The sequence below is a fragment of the Marinagarivorans sp. genome (genome assembly GCF_982758155.1).
The window spans coordinates 25,603-39,270 of record NZ_CEXWTU010000004.1; the positions used below are offsets into that span (position 1 = coordinate 25,603).

Genomic DNA, 13,668 nt, shown 5'->3' on the forward strand with positions numbered 1-13,668 from the left:
ATGGCTATAACTACTGGTTGTGCAACTAACGGTGGTGGTTCGCGTGCCGAGCCTGAAGCTGATATTGTTTACGAGCCTGGTGAGACTGCGCCGCTTGTATTGCTGCCAAATCCATATGATCAGCAAAAAGTAAAAGTTTCTGCCGGTGTAAAAGCTGCCTTTGTTCAAGGCGTGGTTTTAATGGAGTCAGAAAATTGGCCGCAAGCCGAACTGCACTTTGATGGATTGACTCAATCGAATCCGCAGTTATCTGGTCCGTGGGTCAACCTGGGTATTTCGCTTTGGCGTCAAGAGCAATACGATGCGGCAGGGCAAGCTTTTGATAAAGCGATTAATGCCAACGCGTTAAATATTGAAGCTTACAACGCTTATGGCGTAATGGCGCGCGAGCAAGGTCAGTTCACGCAAGCTGAAGAGCTCTACAAAAAGGCGATTGCCGTCTGGCCGCATAGTGCTGTAGTGCATCGTAATCTCGGTGTGCTTTACGACATGTATATGGGGCGTTTTAACGATGCGCTTGCGCACTTTGAAATGAGCGCCCGAATAATGGGCGAGCCCGATAAGCAATTAAAAGGCTGGATTGTTGATATAAAGCGGCGCCAAGCGAAAGCTGCACGCGAACAGGCAAAGCTACAGTCTAATAATGCACAAGCAGGAGGGGCACAATGAGAGCCTTTTTATCCTTGAACTCTGCACTGGCTGCCCTTTTTTTCGGGCTAAGCTTTAATGTTGTTGCCGATGATGTGGTCAGTATCAGCACAACGGTGAAAGGCAACCAAGAGCACCCGAGTGTGACTTACATTATTCCTTGGCGACAAGCTTCAGATGAAAATGCTTTAACAATGCCATTTACTACGCGCACACGACTAGGTGATGTTTTTGATCATGTCGAGCGTGTAGAACATGAACGCGAAGTAACTTACCTTGTGCAAATGCGAGCTGCACCGGTAGCTTACGATATTGATGATAACGCTACAGAATAAGTTTTCCATTTCCCTTTTTATTAATTATTTTTAAGAACAACGCACGGCGGAGAGAATAAAATGTTAGATACTGCGATTGGCTTTTTTCAAAATGGTGGGCCTTTCATGTACCCCATTGGTTTGGTGTTGGTGGTTGGTTTGGCTGTTGCCATTGAACGCTGGATTTTTTTAACCGTAGCTAAGGGCTCAAATCGTCGAGCATTCGACCGAATATTGCCTTTGCTTCGCAAAAAAGATTATAACGGCGTTGTCGAAATTGCTCGTAGCTCTCAGGCGCCTGTAGGTCGAATTATTGCTTCTGGTCTGGCGCGTATGCAGCAGACCCCACGTCGTGAAGAGATTGAGTATGCGATGGAGGAGGGTGTAATGGAGGCTGTGCCCCGCCTAGAGAAGCGTACGGCGTATATTGCCACGCTCGCAAATATCGCAACCCTACTGGGCTTATTGGGAACAATTATGGGCCTAATCGCAGCATTTACCGCGGTTGCAGAAGCAGATCCCTCTGAAAAAGCAACGCTGCTCTCACAGAGTATTTCTGTAGCGATGAACACAACTGCTTTTGGTTTGATGGCGGCTATTCCACTCTTGCTTTTGCACACATCTATTCAGAATAAAACTAACGAAATTATCGATAGTTTAGAGATGGCAGGTGTGAAATGCTTGAATATATTATCGACAAGCGCACTTTCAGGTGCGGCTAAACCACAACCGGCCGCCGCTTCACCTGGCGCTCCTAAAAGCCCTGCTCGATAATTAGGCTGCAATAAAATATGAGAATCAGACGTAGAGCAAAAGAGGATGCCGATCTCGACATTACCTCTTTTATGAATCTGATGATCATTCTCGTGCCCGTTTTGTTAATGAGTATGGTGTTTTCACACATTACTGTACTGGATTTAAAACTGCCGGATTTAGCGCCCAATAGCGCCAATGATGATCCGCAGCAAAATGAAGCACTAGAGGTGGTCATTCACTCGAATAAACTGGTTGTTAATTATCCTGCAGGGGCACCGTTAAAAACTGTCCCACATAAGGACGGTGAGCACGACTTTAAAATGTTGTCGACCGTCTTACAGGAAATTAAGCGGCAGTTAGCTGAAAAAGGTAAAGAGAAACGCGATATCTTCATCCTTTCGCAGAAGGATACGGATTACCAGACTATCGTAACAACGATGGATACCGTTCGCTCCTATGAGGCTGTTGTCGTTGCTTCGGTTGTTGATGCAGAACTTTTTCCAGAGATCTCTCTCGGTGATGCACCTATTGTGCAGCCTATTGAGGAGCGCCCCTATGATGCCATGCCGGATGCGGAGGTGATGCAATGAAGCAATCCTTACGCGCACGCAGAATGGCCCGTTTACATCGACGACATAAAGGGCAGCCAAAGTTAAATCTTGTATCGTTAATGGATATTTTTACGATTCTTGTATTTTTCTTATTGGTGAACTCATCTGATGTGGAAGTACTGCAGAGTAATAAAGCCATAAAACTACCCGATTCAGTCGCCGAGAAAAAACCAGATAACACATTGGTTGTAATGGTTAGCGCCGAAGAAATTATTATTTCTGGCCGATCCATCGTTAATGTGAAGTCGGTGTTGGCTGAAGAGGGCGATGAAATTAAAGCCCTGAAAAAAGAATTGGAATATTTGGCGACACGTAAGCCTTACACCAATGATAGTGAGGCAAAAAAAGGGCGTGACGTAACAATTATGGGGGACAATTCGATCCCGTATACGTTGTTAAAGCGGATTATGACGACGTGTGCGCAAACTGATTATCGGAACATATCATTAGCTGTGAGTAAGATTTCTAACGCTACTGATGCAGGGGAGGCTCCATGAGTAATGCAAAACTCATATTAGCGCCAAACCTGGTTTTACCTTGGTCCAGCGAGCTAGAAGATAACAAGCGCTACTGGAAGATATTTTTTGGCCTGTTTATTCCTTTTGTTATCTTGGGTTACCTTGTTACTCAAGTACACTTGCCGGAAAAAACACGGGAAGAGCGCGCTAAATTACCGCCTCAATTGGCGCGTGTTGTTTTGGAAAAAAAGGAGCTGCCTAAACCGCCTCCGCCCAAACCTAAGCCCAAGCCTGAGCCCAAAAAAGAAGAACCTAAAAAGGAAGAGCCAAAGCCCAAGAAAGAAGAGCCGAAGCCTAAGCCAAAAAAGGAAGAGCCTAAGCCGAAAAAAGACCCTGATCCAATAAAGCTGAAAAAAGCTAAAGAAGTGGCTAAACAGAGTGGGGTTCTCGCTTTTGCTGATGATCTTAGTGCAATGCGAGATACACTTGATGTTAGCGATGTTAGAACACAGCAAGTTACGCGTGCTCAAGGCAAGGCGGCAGCGGTTAATCGCAACTTAATTAATAGCGGCGCTCAAACAATGAGTGGTGGTGTTAATACAGCGGCATTAAGTACCGACACTGGCGGGGCCGCGCTTTCTGGCCGTGAAACTACAGCCGTAGATAGTAAGTTGACTGAAGTGAGTGCCGCGGCGGCTGAAGAGCGCACTACCGATGCTGAAGCAATTAAAGGTACCCGTAGTAAAGTGGCGATGTCGCAAACCATTGATGCCAATAAAGCGAGTATTTTTGGCTTGTACCAGCGCGCTCTCGATGAAGATCCAACCCTTGAGGGTAAGGTGGTTTTCGAGTTAGTTATTGAGCCTGCAGGTAATGTATCCAGCGTTAAGATTGTTTCTAGCGATTTAGGTGATAAAAAGTTAGAGCGAAAACTTATGGCGCGCTTGCGCGGTATTAATTTTGGTGCCGACGATGTTCTGAAAACGACTTTAAGGCATACCTTTAATTTCTTACCCTATTAGTCGTTTTGTCGTTCAAAAACCCGCAGGAGTAATCTTGGCGGGTTTTTTTATAACTGTAAAATGTGGATGTTATGCTCAAGCCAATAGTTGATATTGTTAATGCCTGTGATTTTCCATCAATGATCCCTGCTGTTGCACAATGGCATCACCAAGAGTGGGCGCATTTGAATCCAGGGCAAACACTATCAGTTCGCATTGAAAAAATGGCGTCTTATCTCGACGCTTCAGTGTTATCCCCCGATAGCTTTTCGCCAACGTTATTTATTGCTTTAAATGCCGAAGGTGAACCTGTTGGAACAGCCGCGCTGGATCTGCACGATATGGATTGTCAGCCAATATTATCGCCCTGGCTTGCCAGTGTGTATGTGTTGCCAGAAATGCGAAGGCGGGGTATTGCTTCAGCGTTGGTTGCGCATGCTGTTAATTGTGCAGTTAGTGAGATGGGCGTTGATCAGATGTACTTGTTTACCCCCAATCAAAGAGTCTTTTATGAAGGGCTAGGTTGGTCGCAACTTCAGCACTTGTTGTACTACGGTGATGAAGTTGATTTGATGCTCTACCAGCGTGATTCTAGTGCGCAGTAATTTTTTCTTGTCCGCAGCGACCACAGCGGTATTGTGTTACTAGCTTCCCCTGTTTTACGTCAAACTTTTTTTCTGTCACGATTTTCCATTGATGAAAACCATTTTTGCACAGGGTTTTACCTTTATGCTTTTCGCTGAGTTTAGGGCGTTTAAACGCTAAAACATTACTCATTTGTTAGAAATAGCTTGTCTGTTTTTGCCGCCAGAATGGCATCGGTAAAGTGCATGTTATTAATTTTGTGTGTCCACCACTGTACTGTCACCTTGCCCCATTCAATAATTAAGCAGGGGTGGTGATTGTGTGTGTTGGCAAGCGCGCCTACTTTGTTGGCAAAAATCAGTGCTGCGCTGAAATTTGAAAATACGTAAGTGCGAACTAGCGTAGGTTGGGGTTGTTGGTGAGCTTCCCAGTTGGGCAGTTCGTGCAGTGCCTTGGTAAGTTCTTCGCCAATAAGAGCTGTAGCCCCGACTTGGCACGCTTGGCATTGTTGGTCAGCGAGCTTGTTCATTTAATTGTCCGTCGTGTTAGTTGCCTCGTTTTACTTTTGACGCTACAAAAATAAAGCGGGGCGGCTAAAGCTGTTTCTTATTTAATATCGAGAACCTGCTCGGCAATTTTAGCCTGCCAGATCTTGGGTCCAGTTTTATGTGCGGAATCACCTGTACTGTCGACTGCGACTGTCACCGGCATGTCTTTGACTTCGAATTCATAAATCGCTTCCATGCCTAAATCTTCAAAGCCGACGACTTTAGAGTGCGTAATGGCCTTTGATACTAAGTAGGCGGCCCCACCGACAGCCATTAAGTAAACAGCTTTATTGTCTTTAATAGCCTCTATCGCCGAATCGCCGCGCTCTGCTTTACCTACCATACCTAATAGGCCGGCCTTTTCGATAACGGTACGGGTAAATTTATCCATTCGTGTGGCGGTTGTTGGTCCTGCGGGTCCAACAACTTCTTCGCGCACTGGGTCGACGGGCCCTACGTAATAGATAAAGCGGCCTTTTAGGTCGACGGGTAATTCTTCGCCTTTATTAATCATGTCGACCATGCGTTTATGTGCTGCATCGCGACCCGTCAGGAGTTTGCCATTGAGTAATACGGTTTCACCGCTTTTCCATGTTTGTACTTCTTCTGGCGTTACTGTATCTAAGTTAACACGGCGAACAGTGTCGCCAATTTCCCAGCTTATTTCGGGCCAATCTTCGAGGGACGGTGGTGTCTGGCTGGCGGGACCGCTGCCGTCGAGTACAAAATGGGTGTGCCTTGTCGCAGCGCAATTGGGAATAATGGCTACGGCTTTATTGGCCGCATGGCTAGGGAAGTCTTTAACTTTAATGTCCAAAACGGTTGTTAGTCCGCCTAGCCCCTGTGCTCCAATACCGAGTTGATTGACCTTGTCGTAAAGTTCTATACGTAGCTCTTCTGCGCGTGACTGCGCACCTTTATCAATTAGTGCCTGAATATTAATAGGCTCTAGCAATGCTTCTTTGGCTAATAGCATCGCTTTTTCGGCTGTGCCACCAATGCCTATGCCGAGCATGCCCGGAGGGCACCAGCCCGCGCCCATCAATGGTACGGTTTTTAGTACCCAATCTACGACGGAGTCTGAAGGGTTTAGCATGGCAAATTTTGTTTTAGCTTCCGAGCCGCCCCCTTTAGCCGCCACATGAATATCAATAGTATTACCGGGCACAATTTTGTAATGAATGATTGCTGGGGTATTGTCGCCAGTATTTTTTCTGGCGCCATCCGGGTCGGCTAAAATACTAGCGCGCAAGACATTATCGGGATGCTGGTAAGCTTCGCGAACACCTTGGTTTAACATGTCTTCTAGCGCCATATCGCCATCAATGCTTACATTCATGCCCACTTCAACAAAGATAGTCACGATGCCCGTATCTTGGCAAATGGGGCGGTGACCTTGGGCGCACATACGTGAGTTGATTAATATTTGTGCGATGGCGTCTTTCGCTGCTTGGCTCTCTTCTTTTTTGTAAGCCGCATGCATGGCGTCGATAAAATCTTTAGGGTGGTAGTAAGAGATATATTGCAGTGCATCGGCCACGCTGGCGATGATGTCATTTTGCTTAATCACTGTACGCATGTTTCGTCTCGTCTGGCTGAGTATGGGCGTTTAAGCGTTAATTCTACACATTCAATGGTGGGTTCTAAAGGCGCTTATCGCATAAATATCATGGACGTTCAGCGGTTTATGACAATTGTATTTCGTGGTGGATTGGATAAGCATTTACGAGATCGGCTTGACCTATGACGTAGGAGTTGGCACAGTGCAACTTTACTGTGATTACATACAGGTTTTTGATGGCGCTTATTCTTGGGATTGATCCCGGTTCACGTAAAACGGGTTATGGCATTATTAATTACCTCAATGGTAAGCCTTCCTATGTGAGTAGCGGGGTGATTCGCATCTCAGCTGAGTTGACTTTACCTGAGCGTCTTAAGGTGATTTTTGAGGGTGTCGTTGAAATTATTGAGCGTTACCAGCCTCAGGAGTTTGCTATTGAGCAGGTTTTTATGGCTTCCAACGCAAGTTCGGCCTTGAAGTTGGGGCAGGCTCGCGGAGCTGCAATTGTGGCGGCTTGTTACCACAACTTACCGGTTTCGGAATATGAGGCACGAAAGGTCAAGCAAGCGATTGTCGGTACCGGTGCAGCAGATAAAACACAGGTGCAGCATATGATTAAATCATTATTGAAGTTGGAAGGTTCACCGCAGGAAGATGCCGCGGATGCTTTAGCTGTAGCATTGTGCCACGCAAATACACAGCATTATTTGGTGCGCACTGCTGGCGCGCGTCAATTTCGTAGAGGTCGATTAGTATGATAGGGCGCTTGAAGGGGGAGATTCTAGAAAAACAACCCCCGATGATTTTGCTTGATGTTATGGGCGTGGGCTACGAAGTACTGGCCCCGATGAGTACATTTTATAATTTGCCGGAATCGGGTGTGGCGGTATTGCATACGCATTTGTCCATAAACGAAAATGCCCACCAGCTCTTTGGCTTTGCAAGCCAGCAGGAGCGTAGTTTATTTCGCCAGCTTATTAAGGTGAGCGGTGTGGGGCCTAAAATGGCACTTGCCGTTTTATCCAGCATGGATCCAAACGATGTTGTGGCGGCTATCTTAAACGACAATGTTGCCGCTTTAACTAAAGTACCTGGCGTCGGTAAAAAAACGGCCGAGCGTCTAGTTATTGAAATGCGTGATCGCGTCAAAGATTGGCAGTTACCTGGTGAGGCAACTCATTACGGTTCTGCAGGATCTACCAACAGCGATATATTAGCTGAAGCCGAAAGTGCGATGATTGCACTGGGTTATAAGCCGGCAGAAGCGACCAAAGCAATTGCGCGCGTACTCAAAACAAATGAAGTGACGCGTAGCGAAGAATTGATTCGTCTTGCTTTGCGCAGTATGTTACCGGGCTAAAATAAGCCCCTTAAATATACGGGTTGCGATTATGTGGCAATGAAGCCGCGCCTTTACTCATTAAGAAACCACGCCTTGCATGATAGAACCTGACAACCTTAAACCTGCAGCACAAGAGCGCATTATTCAGCCTTCCGTTCAAGGTAAAGAAGAGCAAGTTGATCGCGCTATTCGCCCGAAAATGCTGGCTGATTATATTGGCCAGCCCCATGTCCGTGAGCAGATGGAAATATTCATCGGTGCGGCTAAAGGCCGCGCCGAAGCGTTAGACCACTGTTTGATTTTTGGCCCGCCGGGGCTTGGTAAGACTACGTTGGCGAATATTATTGCTAACGAAATGGGTGTTTCGCTAAAAAGTACATCCGGCCCTGTGTTGGAGAAGGCTGGTGACTTAGCAGCGATAATGACCAATTTAGATGCCGGTGACGTTCTGTTTATTGATGAAATCCATCGTCTAAGCCCAATGATTGAGGAAGTGCTGTACCCGGCGATGGAAGACTACCAATTAGATATCATGATTGGCGAGGGGCCGGCAGCACGCTCCATCAAACTTGATCTACCTCCATTTACGTTGATCGGCGCCACGACGCGGGCGGGTTTGTTAACCTCGCCATTACGAGATCGCTTCGGCATTGTTCAGCGTTTAGAATTTTACAACTTGGCAGATCTCACGCATATCGTCACTCGCTCGGCAAGTTTGATGGGGGTTGGTATTGAGGGTTTGGGCGCCGAGGAAATTGCACGTCGCGCGCGTGGTACGCCACGTATCGCCAATCGGTTGTTACGCCGGGTGCGTGATTATGCCGAAGTAAAAGCTGATGGTGTTGTGACTGAAGAAGTGGCTGATAAAGCGCTCAATATGTTGAATGTTGATGCTTTAGGTTTTGATCATATGGATCGTAGGTTATTAATAGCCCTGGTTGATAAATTTGGCGGTGGTCCTGTAGGTGTCGATAGCTTAGCTGCCGCTATTAGTGAGGAAAGAGACACCATTGAAGATGTCTTGGAGCCTTATTTAATTCAACAAGGTTTTCTTATGCGTACACCGCGGGGGCGAGTAGCCACGCAAAAAGTGTACGATCATTTTGGATTGACGCCCCCGGCCAGTATGGCGCAAGATACTTAGGTGGCCTAAATCGGGCACAGCAATATTCGTGGAATCTTTCATGACTCTTGCGTTCATAGTGGGACAATCTATAGTGCTCACTTAGTTTGCATTACACAATCCATCTCGCTAGCTACTGGGTAACGAAATTTTTTATGACTCCAACCGAACCCCTTTCTATTTTTGACTTAGTGGCCGATGCCGGCCCTGTGGTCATGTTGGTCATGTTTGTGCTGTTCGCTGCTTCGGTAGCTTCATGGGTGATGATTATTCAGCGCTTTATCTATCACTCTAAGGCAAGTACTAGTTTCTCGCGGTTCGAAAAAAGTTTTTGGTCCGGAGGTGACTTGGCTCAGCTCTACCGACAAGGTAATAGCCAAAATGCTCAAGGTATTGAAGCCATTTTTCGCGCAGGTTTTAAAGAGTTCTCACGTTTAAGTCAGCAAAAGAACTCGGCTGCCGTCATGGAGGGCACGCAACGGGCAATGCGAGTTGCGTTAATGCGAGAGCAGGAAAAGCTCGAGCTTCATTTACCATTTTTAGCCAGTGTGGCATCTGTTAGCCCCTATATTGGTCTGTTTGGTACCGTTTGGGGGATTCTCAACTCGTTTCGCGGTTTGGCGAACCAGCACCAGGCAACTTTAGCCACAGTGGCGCCAGGTATATCGGAGGCCTTAGTTGCAACGGCGATGGGGCTATTTGCGGCCATTCCTGCGGTCTTGGCTTACAACCGTTTTGTGGCCAAGGCCGAAAGCCTTAGTGCTAATTACCAGACTTTCACCGAAGAGTTCTCTTCAATTTTGCACCGCCAAGTCCATGCAGAGTAATGCCAAGTGAATACACTGTTACCGGCTAAAAAGCGTAAGCCAATGGCTGAAATTAATGTGGTGCCTTATATCGATGTCATGCTCGTTTTGCTGGTCATCTTTATGGTTACCGCGCCGTTATTGATGCAGGGTGTTCAGGTGGAATTACCTCAAGCGCCATCAAGCCCCCTAGATAATAAAGACGAAGAACCGTTAATTGTTTCGATTAAAACCGACGGCTCTTATTTTATTAACTTGGGCGAAAAAGGTGATCAGCAAAAACCGCTTACTGAAATTATTGATCAGGTTGCGAAGATCCTTAGGCAAAAGCCGCAAACACCGGTATTAGTCTGGGGTGATAAAAAGATTGAATATGGTTTGGTTGTTAATCTAATGAGTGAGCTGCAGGGTGCCGGCGCACCGAGCGTGGGCTTGGTGACGGAGCCTGGTTCAAGCAAAAAATGATTCGCTCTATTCGAGAATACACCTTACCCATTCTGGCCGCTGTAGTCTTGCACGGAATTTTAGTGTGGACCGTGGTGCACGTTTGGCAGCCCGCTAAAGAAGAGGCGAACTTCAAACGCCCTGAATTTGTTAAAGCCACATTAGTTGAGCTGAAAACAAAGGCGCCTGAAAAGAAGGTGTCTGGCAGTAAGGTGAACAAGGTTGATTTGACAGCCAATAAGAAAAAAGATGCTAGTGCTGAGAAAAAACGTCGACAAAAAGAAGCCGCCGCAAAGAAAGCAAAAATTCTAAAAGAAAAGAAAACCGCTGATGCGAAGGCAAAAGCGGCGAAAGAAAAGGCGGCATTGAAGAAAAAGGAAAAACAAGAGAAAGCGGCCGCCGAAAAGCGCGCCAAAGAGGAGTCGCGTAAGCGCCAGCAAGAAGCTGTCGATAAAGCTCTGCGTGAAGAAGAGATGATGTTGGCTGAACAAGCTGAAGCGCAAACGGTAAATTCGTTTAAGGCCATTATTATGGAGCGTATTGCTCAGAAATGGAGTCGGCCACCCTCGGCACGAAAAGGAATGCTTTGTGAGCTTGTGATTCAGTTGGTACCAACGGGTAAAATCATTACGGTGAATGTCGTAAAGGGCAGCGGTAATGATGCCTTTGATCGTTCAGCCGAGCAGGCTGTGCGCGCGGTTGACCAAATTCCAGAGTTACAAAAAATGGATATTGCGGTGTTCGAACGCAATTTCAGAACTATTAATCTTTTATTCAATCCCGAGGATCGTCGCCTGTGATTTTTCGCATTGCGTTAGCTGCGCTGTTTGTTCTTTCTGCAATGAATGCCCGCGCTAGTTTATTTATTGAGATTAACCGTGGGAATGATAATCCTGCACCGATTGCTATTGTGCCTTTTGGTCAATCGCGGGGCTTATCTGAAAATATTCAAGCAATTGTTGCTGCGGACTTAGAGCGCAGTGGTTTTTTTAATCCAATACCGACCACCGACATGTTGGCCATGCCGACTTCGCGCAATGAGGTTGTTTTTAGAGATTGGCGTATGCTAGGGGCCAACTTTTTAGTCATCGGCAAGCTGGTAACTGAAGGTGATAAGTATGTTCTGCGTTATGAACTCTATGATGTTTTAGCGCAAAAGAATATTCATACCGCCACTGTGAAGGCTGGCGTTAATGGTTTGCGTGATATTGCCCACGCTGTCAGCGATGCGGTGTATGAAAAGGTGACCGGGATTCGCGGGATTTTCGCGACTAAAATGTTATATGTTCAAGATATGCGTAAACCGAGCGCAAGCCGTTATCGTTTAGTATATGCCGATGTCGATGGTGCTAGAGCTCGAACGTTGCAAGCAAGTTCGGAGCCCATCCTTTCGCCCACTTGGGCTTCTGATGGAAAGCGCATTGCGTATGTGTCTTTTGAGACCACTAGGCCAGCTATATATATCATGGAGTTGGCTACGGGTCGTAAAACGCAAATGACAAGCTTCAGAGGGCTGAATGGAGCGCCTTCGTTTTCGCCGGACGGTAATCAATTGGCGATGGTTTTGTCAAAGGATGGCAGTCCTGATATTTATGTAATGAATATTCAAAACAAACGCTTGCAGCGTATCACCAACGATAGTTATATCGACACCGAGCCGAATTGGTCGGTCGATGGTTCTGGTGTAATCTTTACCTCTAATCGGGGAGGGAGCCCACAAATTTATCAAGTTAATTTAAAAAGTGGCCGTCCAGAGCGTTTAACCTTTGAGGGCGACTATAACGCTCGCCCCCGCGTGAGCCCCGACGGTAAAAGCCTTGTGATGGTTCATCGGCAAAATGGGGTGTTTCATATTGCCTCACAAGATATTGCATCGGGTAATATGCGGATACTGACTGAAACTTGGCTAGATGAATCACCAAGTATTGCACCCAACGGAGCAATGTTGTTGTATGCTACGCAGCATAATGGAAAGGGCGTACTTGGTGCGGTCTCTATGGATGCTGGCGTTAAATTCCGCCTACCGTCTAGTCAAGGTGATGTGAGAGAGCCGGCTTGGGCGCCGTATTTTTAATTTCTGTTTATTTTTTGAACATCTTTAGTTTTATAAATACCATTTGGGAGTAAATCCATGAAAAAAATGTATTCCGCCATCGCATTTGCTGCTGCTTTCGGCTTAATGACGGGTTGTTCGTCAAATCAGCCCACTGAAACTGTTACTCCTGAAGTGGTAGCGCCAGTAGAAGCTGAAACAGTAGAGACAGTAATTGAAGAAGCGGTTGTTATTGTTACAACCTTTTACTTTGAATTCGATTCAGCGACTTTAACAACTGCCGCACGTGCCGCTTTAATGCTTCACGCAGAGCAATTGTCTGCTAGCCCTCGTTCAGTTCGTTTAGAAGGTCACGCTGATGAGCGCGGTAGCCGTGAGTACAACATGGCTTTGGGCGAGCGACGTGCTAATGCTGTTCGTGATTACCTTGTTCTTCAAGGCGTAAGCGCTGCTTCTATTGAAACAGTGAGCTACGGTGAAGAGCGCGCTGCCCAAATGGGTTCTGGCGAAATGGTATGGTCTAAAAACCGTCGTGTAGAGCTTAAATAAGCATTAAACTTATGCATAAGTTTAATGCTTTAACTGCCGCCTTTATGGCGGCAGTTTCATTTTCAGTAATAGCCCCCGTCTATGCTCAGGTTGAAGTGGTTGATCTCGAAGTGCCGTCGACACGGTTCCCCGGTGATCAAAATGTCAATAGCGTAAATCCTAACGATGGTGGTTATACTCCTCGTGCGGCCAAGCCAACACCTGCCAGCATGACGGAATTTTATTTTCAATTGCAAACACTGCAACAAGAAGTGCAAACACTGCGCGGTATTGTGGAAGAGCAAAGTTACCAATTGAAAAAACTCAAACAGCAACGGCTTGATGATTATTTGGATTTAGATCGTCGAGTTAGCGGCCTTACACAAGCGGCGAGTAATGGCAGTATTGTTAAACCGCTATCTTCTAGGCCCTCTGAGCCTGTTATATCAATACCAGCTCAAAATACGGTAGTGCAAGGTGAGGCTGAAAATGAGCTAGCCTTGTACCGAGCCGGTATTGACGCGGTGCTAAAGCAGCGTGATTACGACAAAGGTATAGAGTCCTTTGATGCATATTTACGTGATTTCCCTACCGGTGTTTATGCGGCTAATGCCAAATATTGGTTGGGTCAAGTGTATTTACAGCGTGATGATTTAGATAATGCGCACCAATGGTTTGACGTTTTGGTTCGTGAGCACCCCAGTCATCAGAAAACGCCTGAAGCTAAATTTAAGTTGGCTAAGGTTCTGTTTTTGCAGGGTGACTTGGACGAAGCTAAAAAGCAGCTAACGGCAGTGGTTTCATCCGGTTCTTCTGCGGCGAAGTTGGCGCAAGACTTCCTAGAAAAAAATTATTAACGCAATTGCACTCATATTGTTTTTTTCAAAGAT

19 protein-coding genes are annotated in these 13,668 nt (G+C 46.4%); 16 read left to right on the top strand and 3 right to left on the bottom strand.

Translation table 11 applies throughout. From position 1 onward, the window contains the following. The 7 genes from AC3A8L_RS01040 to AC3A8L_RS01070 all read left to right on the top strand — a co-directional run bounded on the left by AC3A8L_RS01040 (position 1) and on the right by AC3A8L_RS01070 (position 4,393). Positions 1 to 669: a tetratricopeptide repeat protein gene (locus tag AC3A8L_RS01040; RefSeq protein WP_487960353.1), complete on the top strand. Its 669-nt coding sequence runs from the start codon at positions 1 to 3 to the stop codon at positions 667 to 669. Further along, positions 666 to 983, top strand: a complete 318-nt coding sequence (locus AC3A8L_RS01045; protein WP_487960354.1) for a hypothetical protein — start codon at positions 666 to 668, stop codon at positions 981 to 983. Before AC3A8L_RS01040 ends, AC3A8L_RS01045 begins: the two co-directional genes overlap by 4 nt. A gap of 60 nt (positions 984 to 1,043) precedes the next feature. After that, a complete protein-coding gene (locus AC3A8L_RS01050; protein WP_487960355.1) occupies positions 1,044 to 1,736 on the top strand; it encodes a MotA/TolQ/ExbB proton channel family protein in 693 nt (230 codons plus the stop codon). A gap of 17 nt (positions 1,737 to 1,753) precedes the next feature. Further along, on the top strand, positions 1,754 to 2,308 hold the full coding sequence (locus tag AC3A8L_RS01055; protein ID WP_487960356.1) for an ExbD/TolR family protein: 555 nt from the start codon (positions 1,754 to 1,756) through the stop codon (positions 2,306 to 2,308). After that, positions 2,305 to 2,826: an ExbD/TolR family protein gene (locus AC3A8L_RS01060; RefSeq protein WP_487960357.1), complete on the top strand. Its 522-nt coding sequence runs from the start codon at positions 2,305 to 2,307 to the stop codon at positions 2,824 to 2,826. Before AC3A8L_RS01055 ends, AC3A8L_RS01060 begins: the two co-directional genes overlap by 4 nt. Then, entirely contained in the window at positions 2,823 to 3,809 is a 987-nt protein-coding gene (locus AC3A8L_RS01065; protein ID WP_487960358.1) for an AgmX/PglI C-terminal domain-containing protein, read from the top strand. Before AC3A8L_RS01060 ends, AC3A8L_RS01065 begins: the two co-directional genes overlap by 4 nt. A gap of 71 nt (positions 3,810 to 3,880) precedes the next feature. Beyond that, on the top strand, positions 3,881 to 4,393 hold the full coding sequence (locus AC3A8L_RS01070) for a GNAT family N-acetyltransferase (RefSeq protein WP_487960359.1): 513 nt from the start codon (positions 3,881 to 3,883) through the stop codon (positions 4,391 to 4,393). Here AC3A8L_RS01070 and AC3A8L_RS01075 read toward each other — a convergent pair. The 3 genes from AC3A8L_RS01075 to AC3A8L_RS01085 all read right to left on the bottom strand — a co-directional run bounded on the left by AC3A8L_RS01075 (position 4,380) and on the right by AC3A8L_RS01085 (position 6,500). After that, the gene (locus AC3A8L_RS01075; protein ID WP_487960360.1) at positions 4,380 to 4,565 is read right to left on the bottom strand and encodes a hypothetical protein; all 186 of its coding nucleotides are present in this window, start codon (positions 4,563 to 4,565) and stop codon (positions 4,380 to 4,382) included. The genes AC3A8L_RS01070 and AC3A8L_RS01075 overlap by 14 nt on opposite strands. Continuing rightward, positions 4,558 to 4,902 (bottom strand): 4a-hydroxytetrahydrobiopterin dehydratase, encoded by a 345-nt coding sequence (locus tag AC3A8L_RS01080; RefSeq protein WP_487960361.1) that lies wholly within the window; start codon positions 4,900 to 4,902, stop codon positions 4,558 to 4,560. Before AC3A8L_RS01080 ends, AC3A8L_RS01075 begins: the two co-directional genes overlap by 8 nt. A 77-nt stretch (positions 4,903 to 4,979) precedes the next feature. After that, the gene (locus AC3A8L_RS01085; protein ID WP_487960362.1) at positions 4,980 to 6,500 is read right to left on the bottom strand and encodes a fumarate hydratase; all 1,521 of its coding nucleotides are present in this window, start codon (positions 6,498 to 6,500) and stop codon (positions 4,980 to 4,982) included. Positions 6,501 to 6,718: 218 nt separating this feature from the next. Here AC3A8L_RS01085 and ruvC point away from each other — a divergent pair, with 218 nt between their 5' ends. The 9 genes from ruvC (at position 6,719) to ybgF (ending at position 13,635) form a co-directional block, all read left to right on the top strand. Next, positions 6,719 to 7,240 carry a crossover junction endodeoxyribonuclease RuvC gene (gene ruvC, locus AC3A8L_RS01090; protein WP_487960363.1) on the top strand — a complete coding sequence of 174 codons (522 nt, stop codon included), beginning with the start codon at positions 6,719 to 6,721 and terminating at the stop codon, positions 7,238 to 7,240. Further along, positions 7,237 to 7,842: a Holliday junction branch migration protein RuvA gene (gene ruvA / locus AC3A8L_RS01095; protein ID WP_487960364.1), complete on the top strand. Its 606-nt coding sequence runs from the start codon at positions 7,237 to 7,239 to the stop codon at positions 7,840 to 7,842. The genes ruvC and ruvA overlap by 4 nt, the downstream gene beginning before the upstream one ends. 79 nt (positions 7,843 to 7,921) lie before the next feature. Then, entirely contained in the window at positions 7,922 to 8,968 is a 1,047-nt protein-coding gene (gene ruvB / locus AC3A8L_RS01100) for a Holliday junction branch migration DNA helicase RuvB (RefSeq protein WP_487960365.1), read from the top strand. Positions 8,969 to 9,102: 134 nt separating this feature from the next. After that, the gene (tolQ, locus tag AC3A8L_RS01105) at positions 9,103 to 9,774 is read left to right on the top strand and encodes a protein TolQ (protein WP_487960366.1); all 672 of its coding nucleotides are present in this window, start codon (positions 9,103 to 9,105) and stop codon (positions 9,772 to 9,774) included. 42 nt (positions 9,775 to 9,816) lie between these two features. Beyond that, positions 9,817 to 10,218 carry a protein TolR gene (tolR, locus tag AC3A8L_RS01110; RefSeq protein WP_487960388.1) on the top strand — a complete coding sequence of 134 codons (402 nt, stop codon included), beginning with the start codon at positions 9,817 to 9,819 and terminating at the stop codon, positions 10,216 to 10,218. Then, positions 10,215 to 10,997 carry a cell envelope integrity protein TolA gene (tolA, locus tag AC3A8L_RS01115; protein WP_487960367.1) on the top strand — a complete coding sequence of 261 codons (783 nt, stop codon included), beginning with the start codon at positions 10,215 to 10,217 and terminating at the stop codon, positions 10,995 to 10,997. Before tolR ends, tolA begins: the two co-directional genes overlap by 4 nt. Then, on the top strand, positions 10,994 to 12,271 hold the full coding sequence (gene tolB / locus AC3A8L_RS01120) for a Tol-Pal system beta propeller repeat protein TolB (RefSeq protein ID WP_487960368.1): 1,278 nt from the start codon (positions 10,994 to 10,996) through the stop codon (positions 12,269 to 12,271). The genes tolA and tolB overlap by 4 nt, the downstream gene beginning before the upstream one ends. Before the next feature lie 57 nt (positions 12,272 to 12,328). After that, positions 12,329 to 12,799 (top strand): peptidoglycan-associated lipoprotein Pal, encoded by a 471-nt coding sequence (gene pal, locus AC3A8L_RS01125; protein WP_487960369.1) that lies wholly within the window; start codon positions 12,329 to 12,331, stop codon positions 12,797 to 12,799. Positions 12,800 to 12,810: 11 nt separating this feature from the next. Continuing rightward, positions 12,811 to 13,635 carry a tol-pal system protein YbgF gene (gene ybgF / locus AC3A8L_RS01130; RefSeq protein WP_487960370.1) on the top strand — a complete coding sequence of 275 codons (825 nt, stop codon included), beginning with the start codon at positions 12,811 to 12,813 and terminating at the stop codon, positions 13,633 to 13,635. Positions 13,636 to 13,668 lie beyond the last annotated feature (33 nt).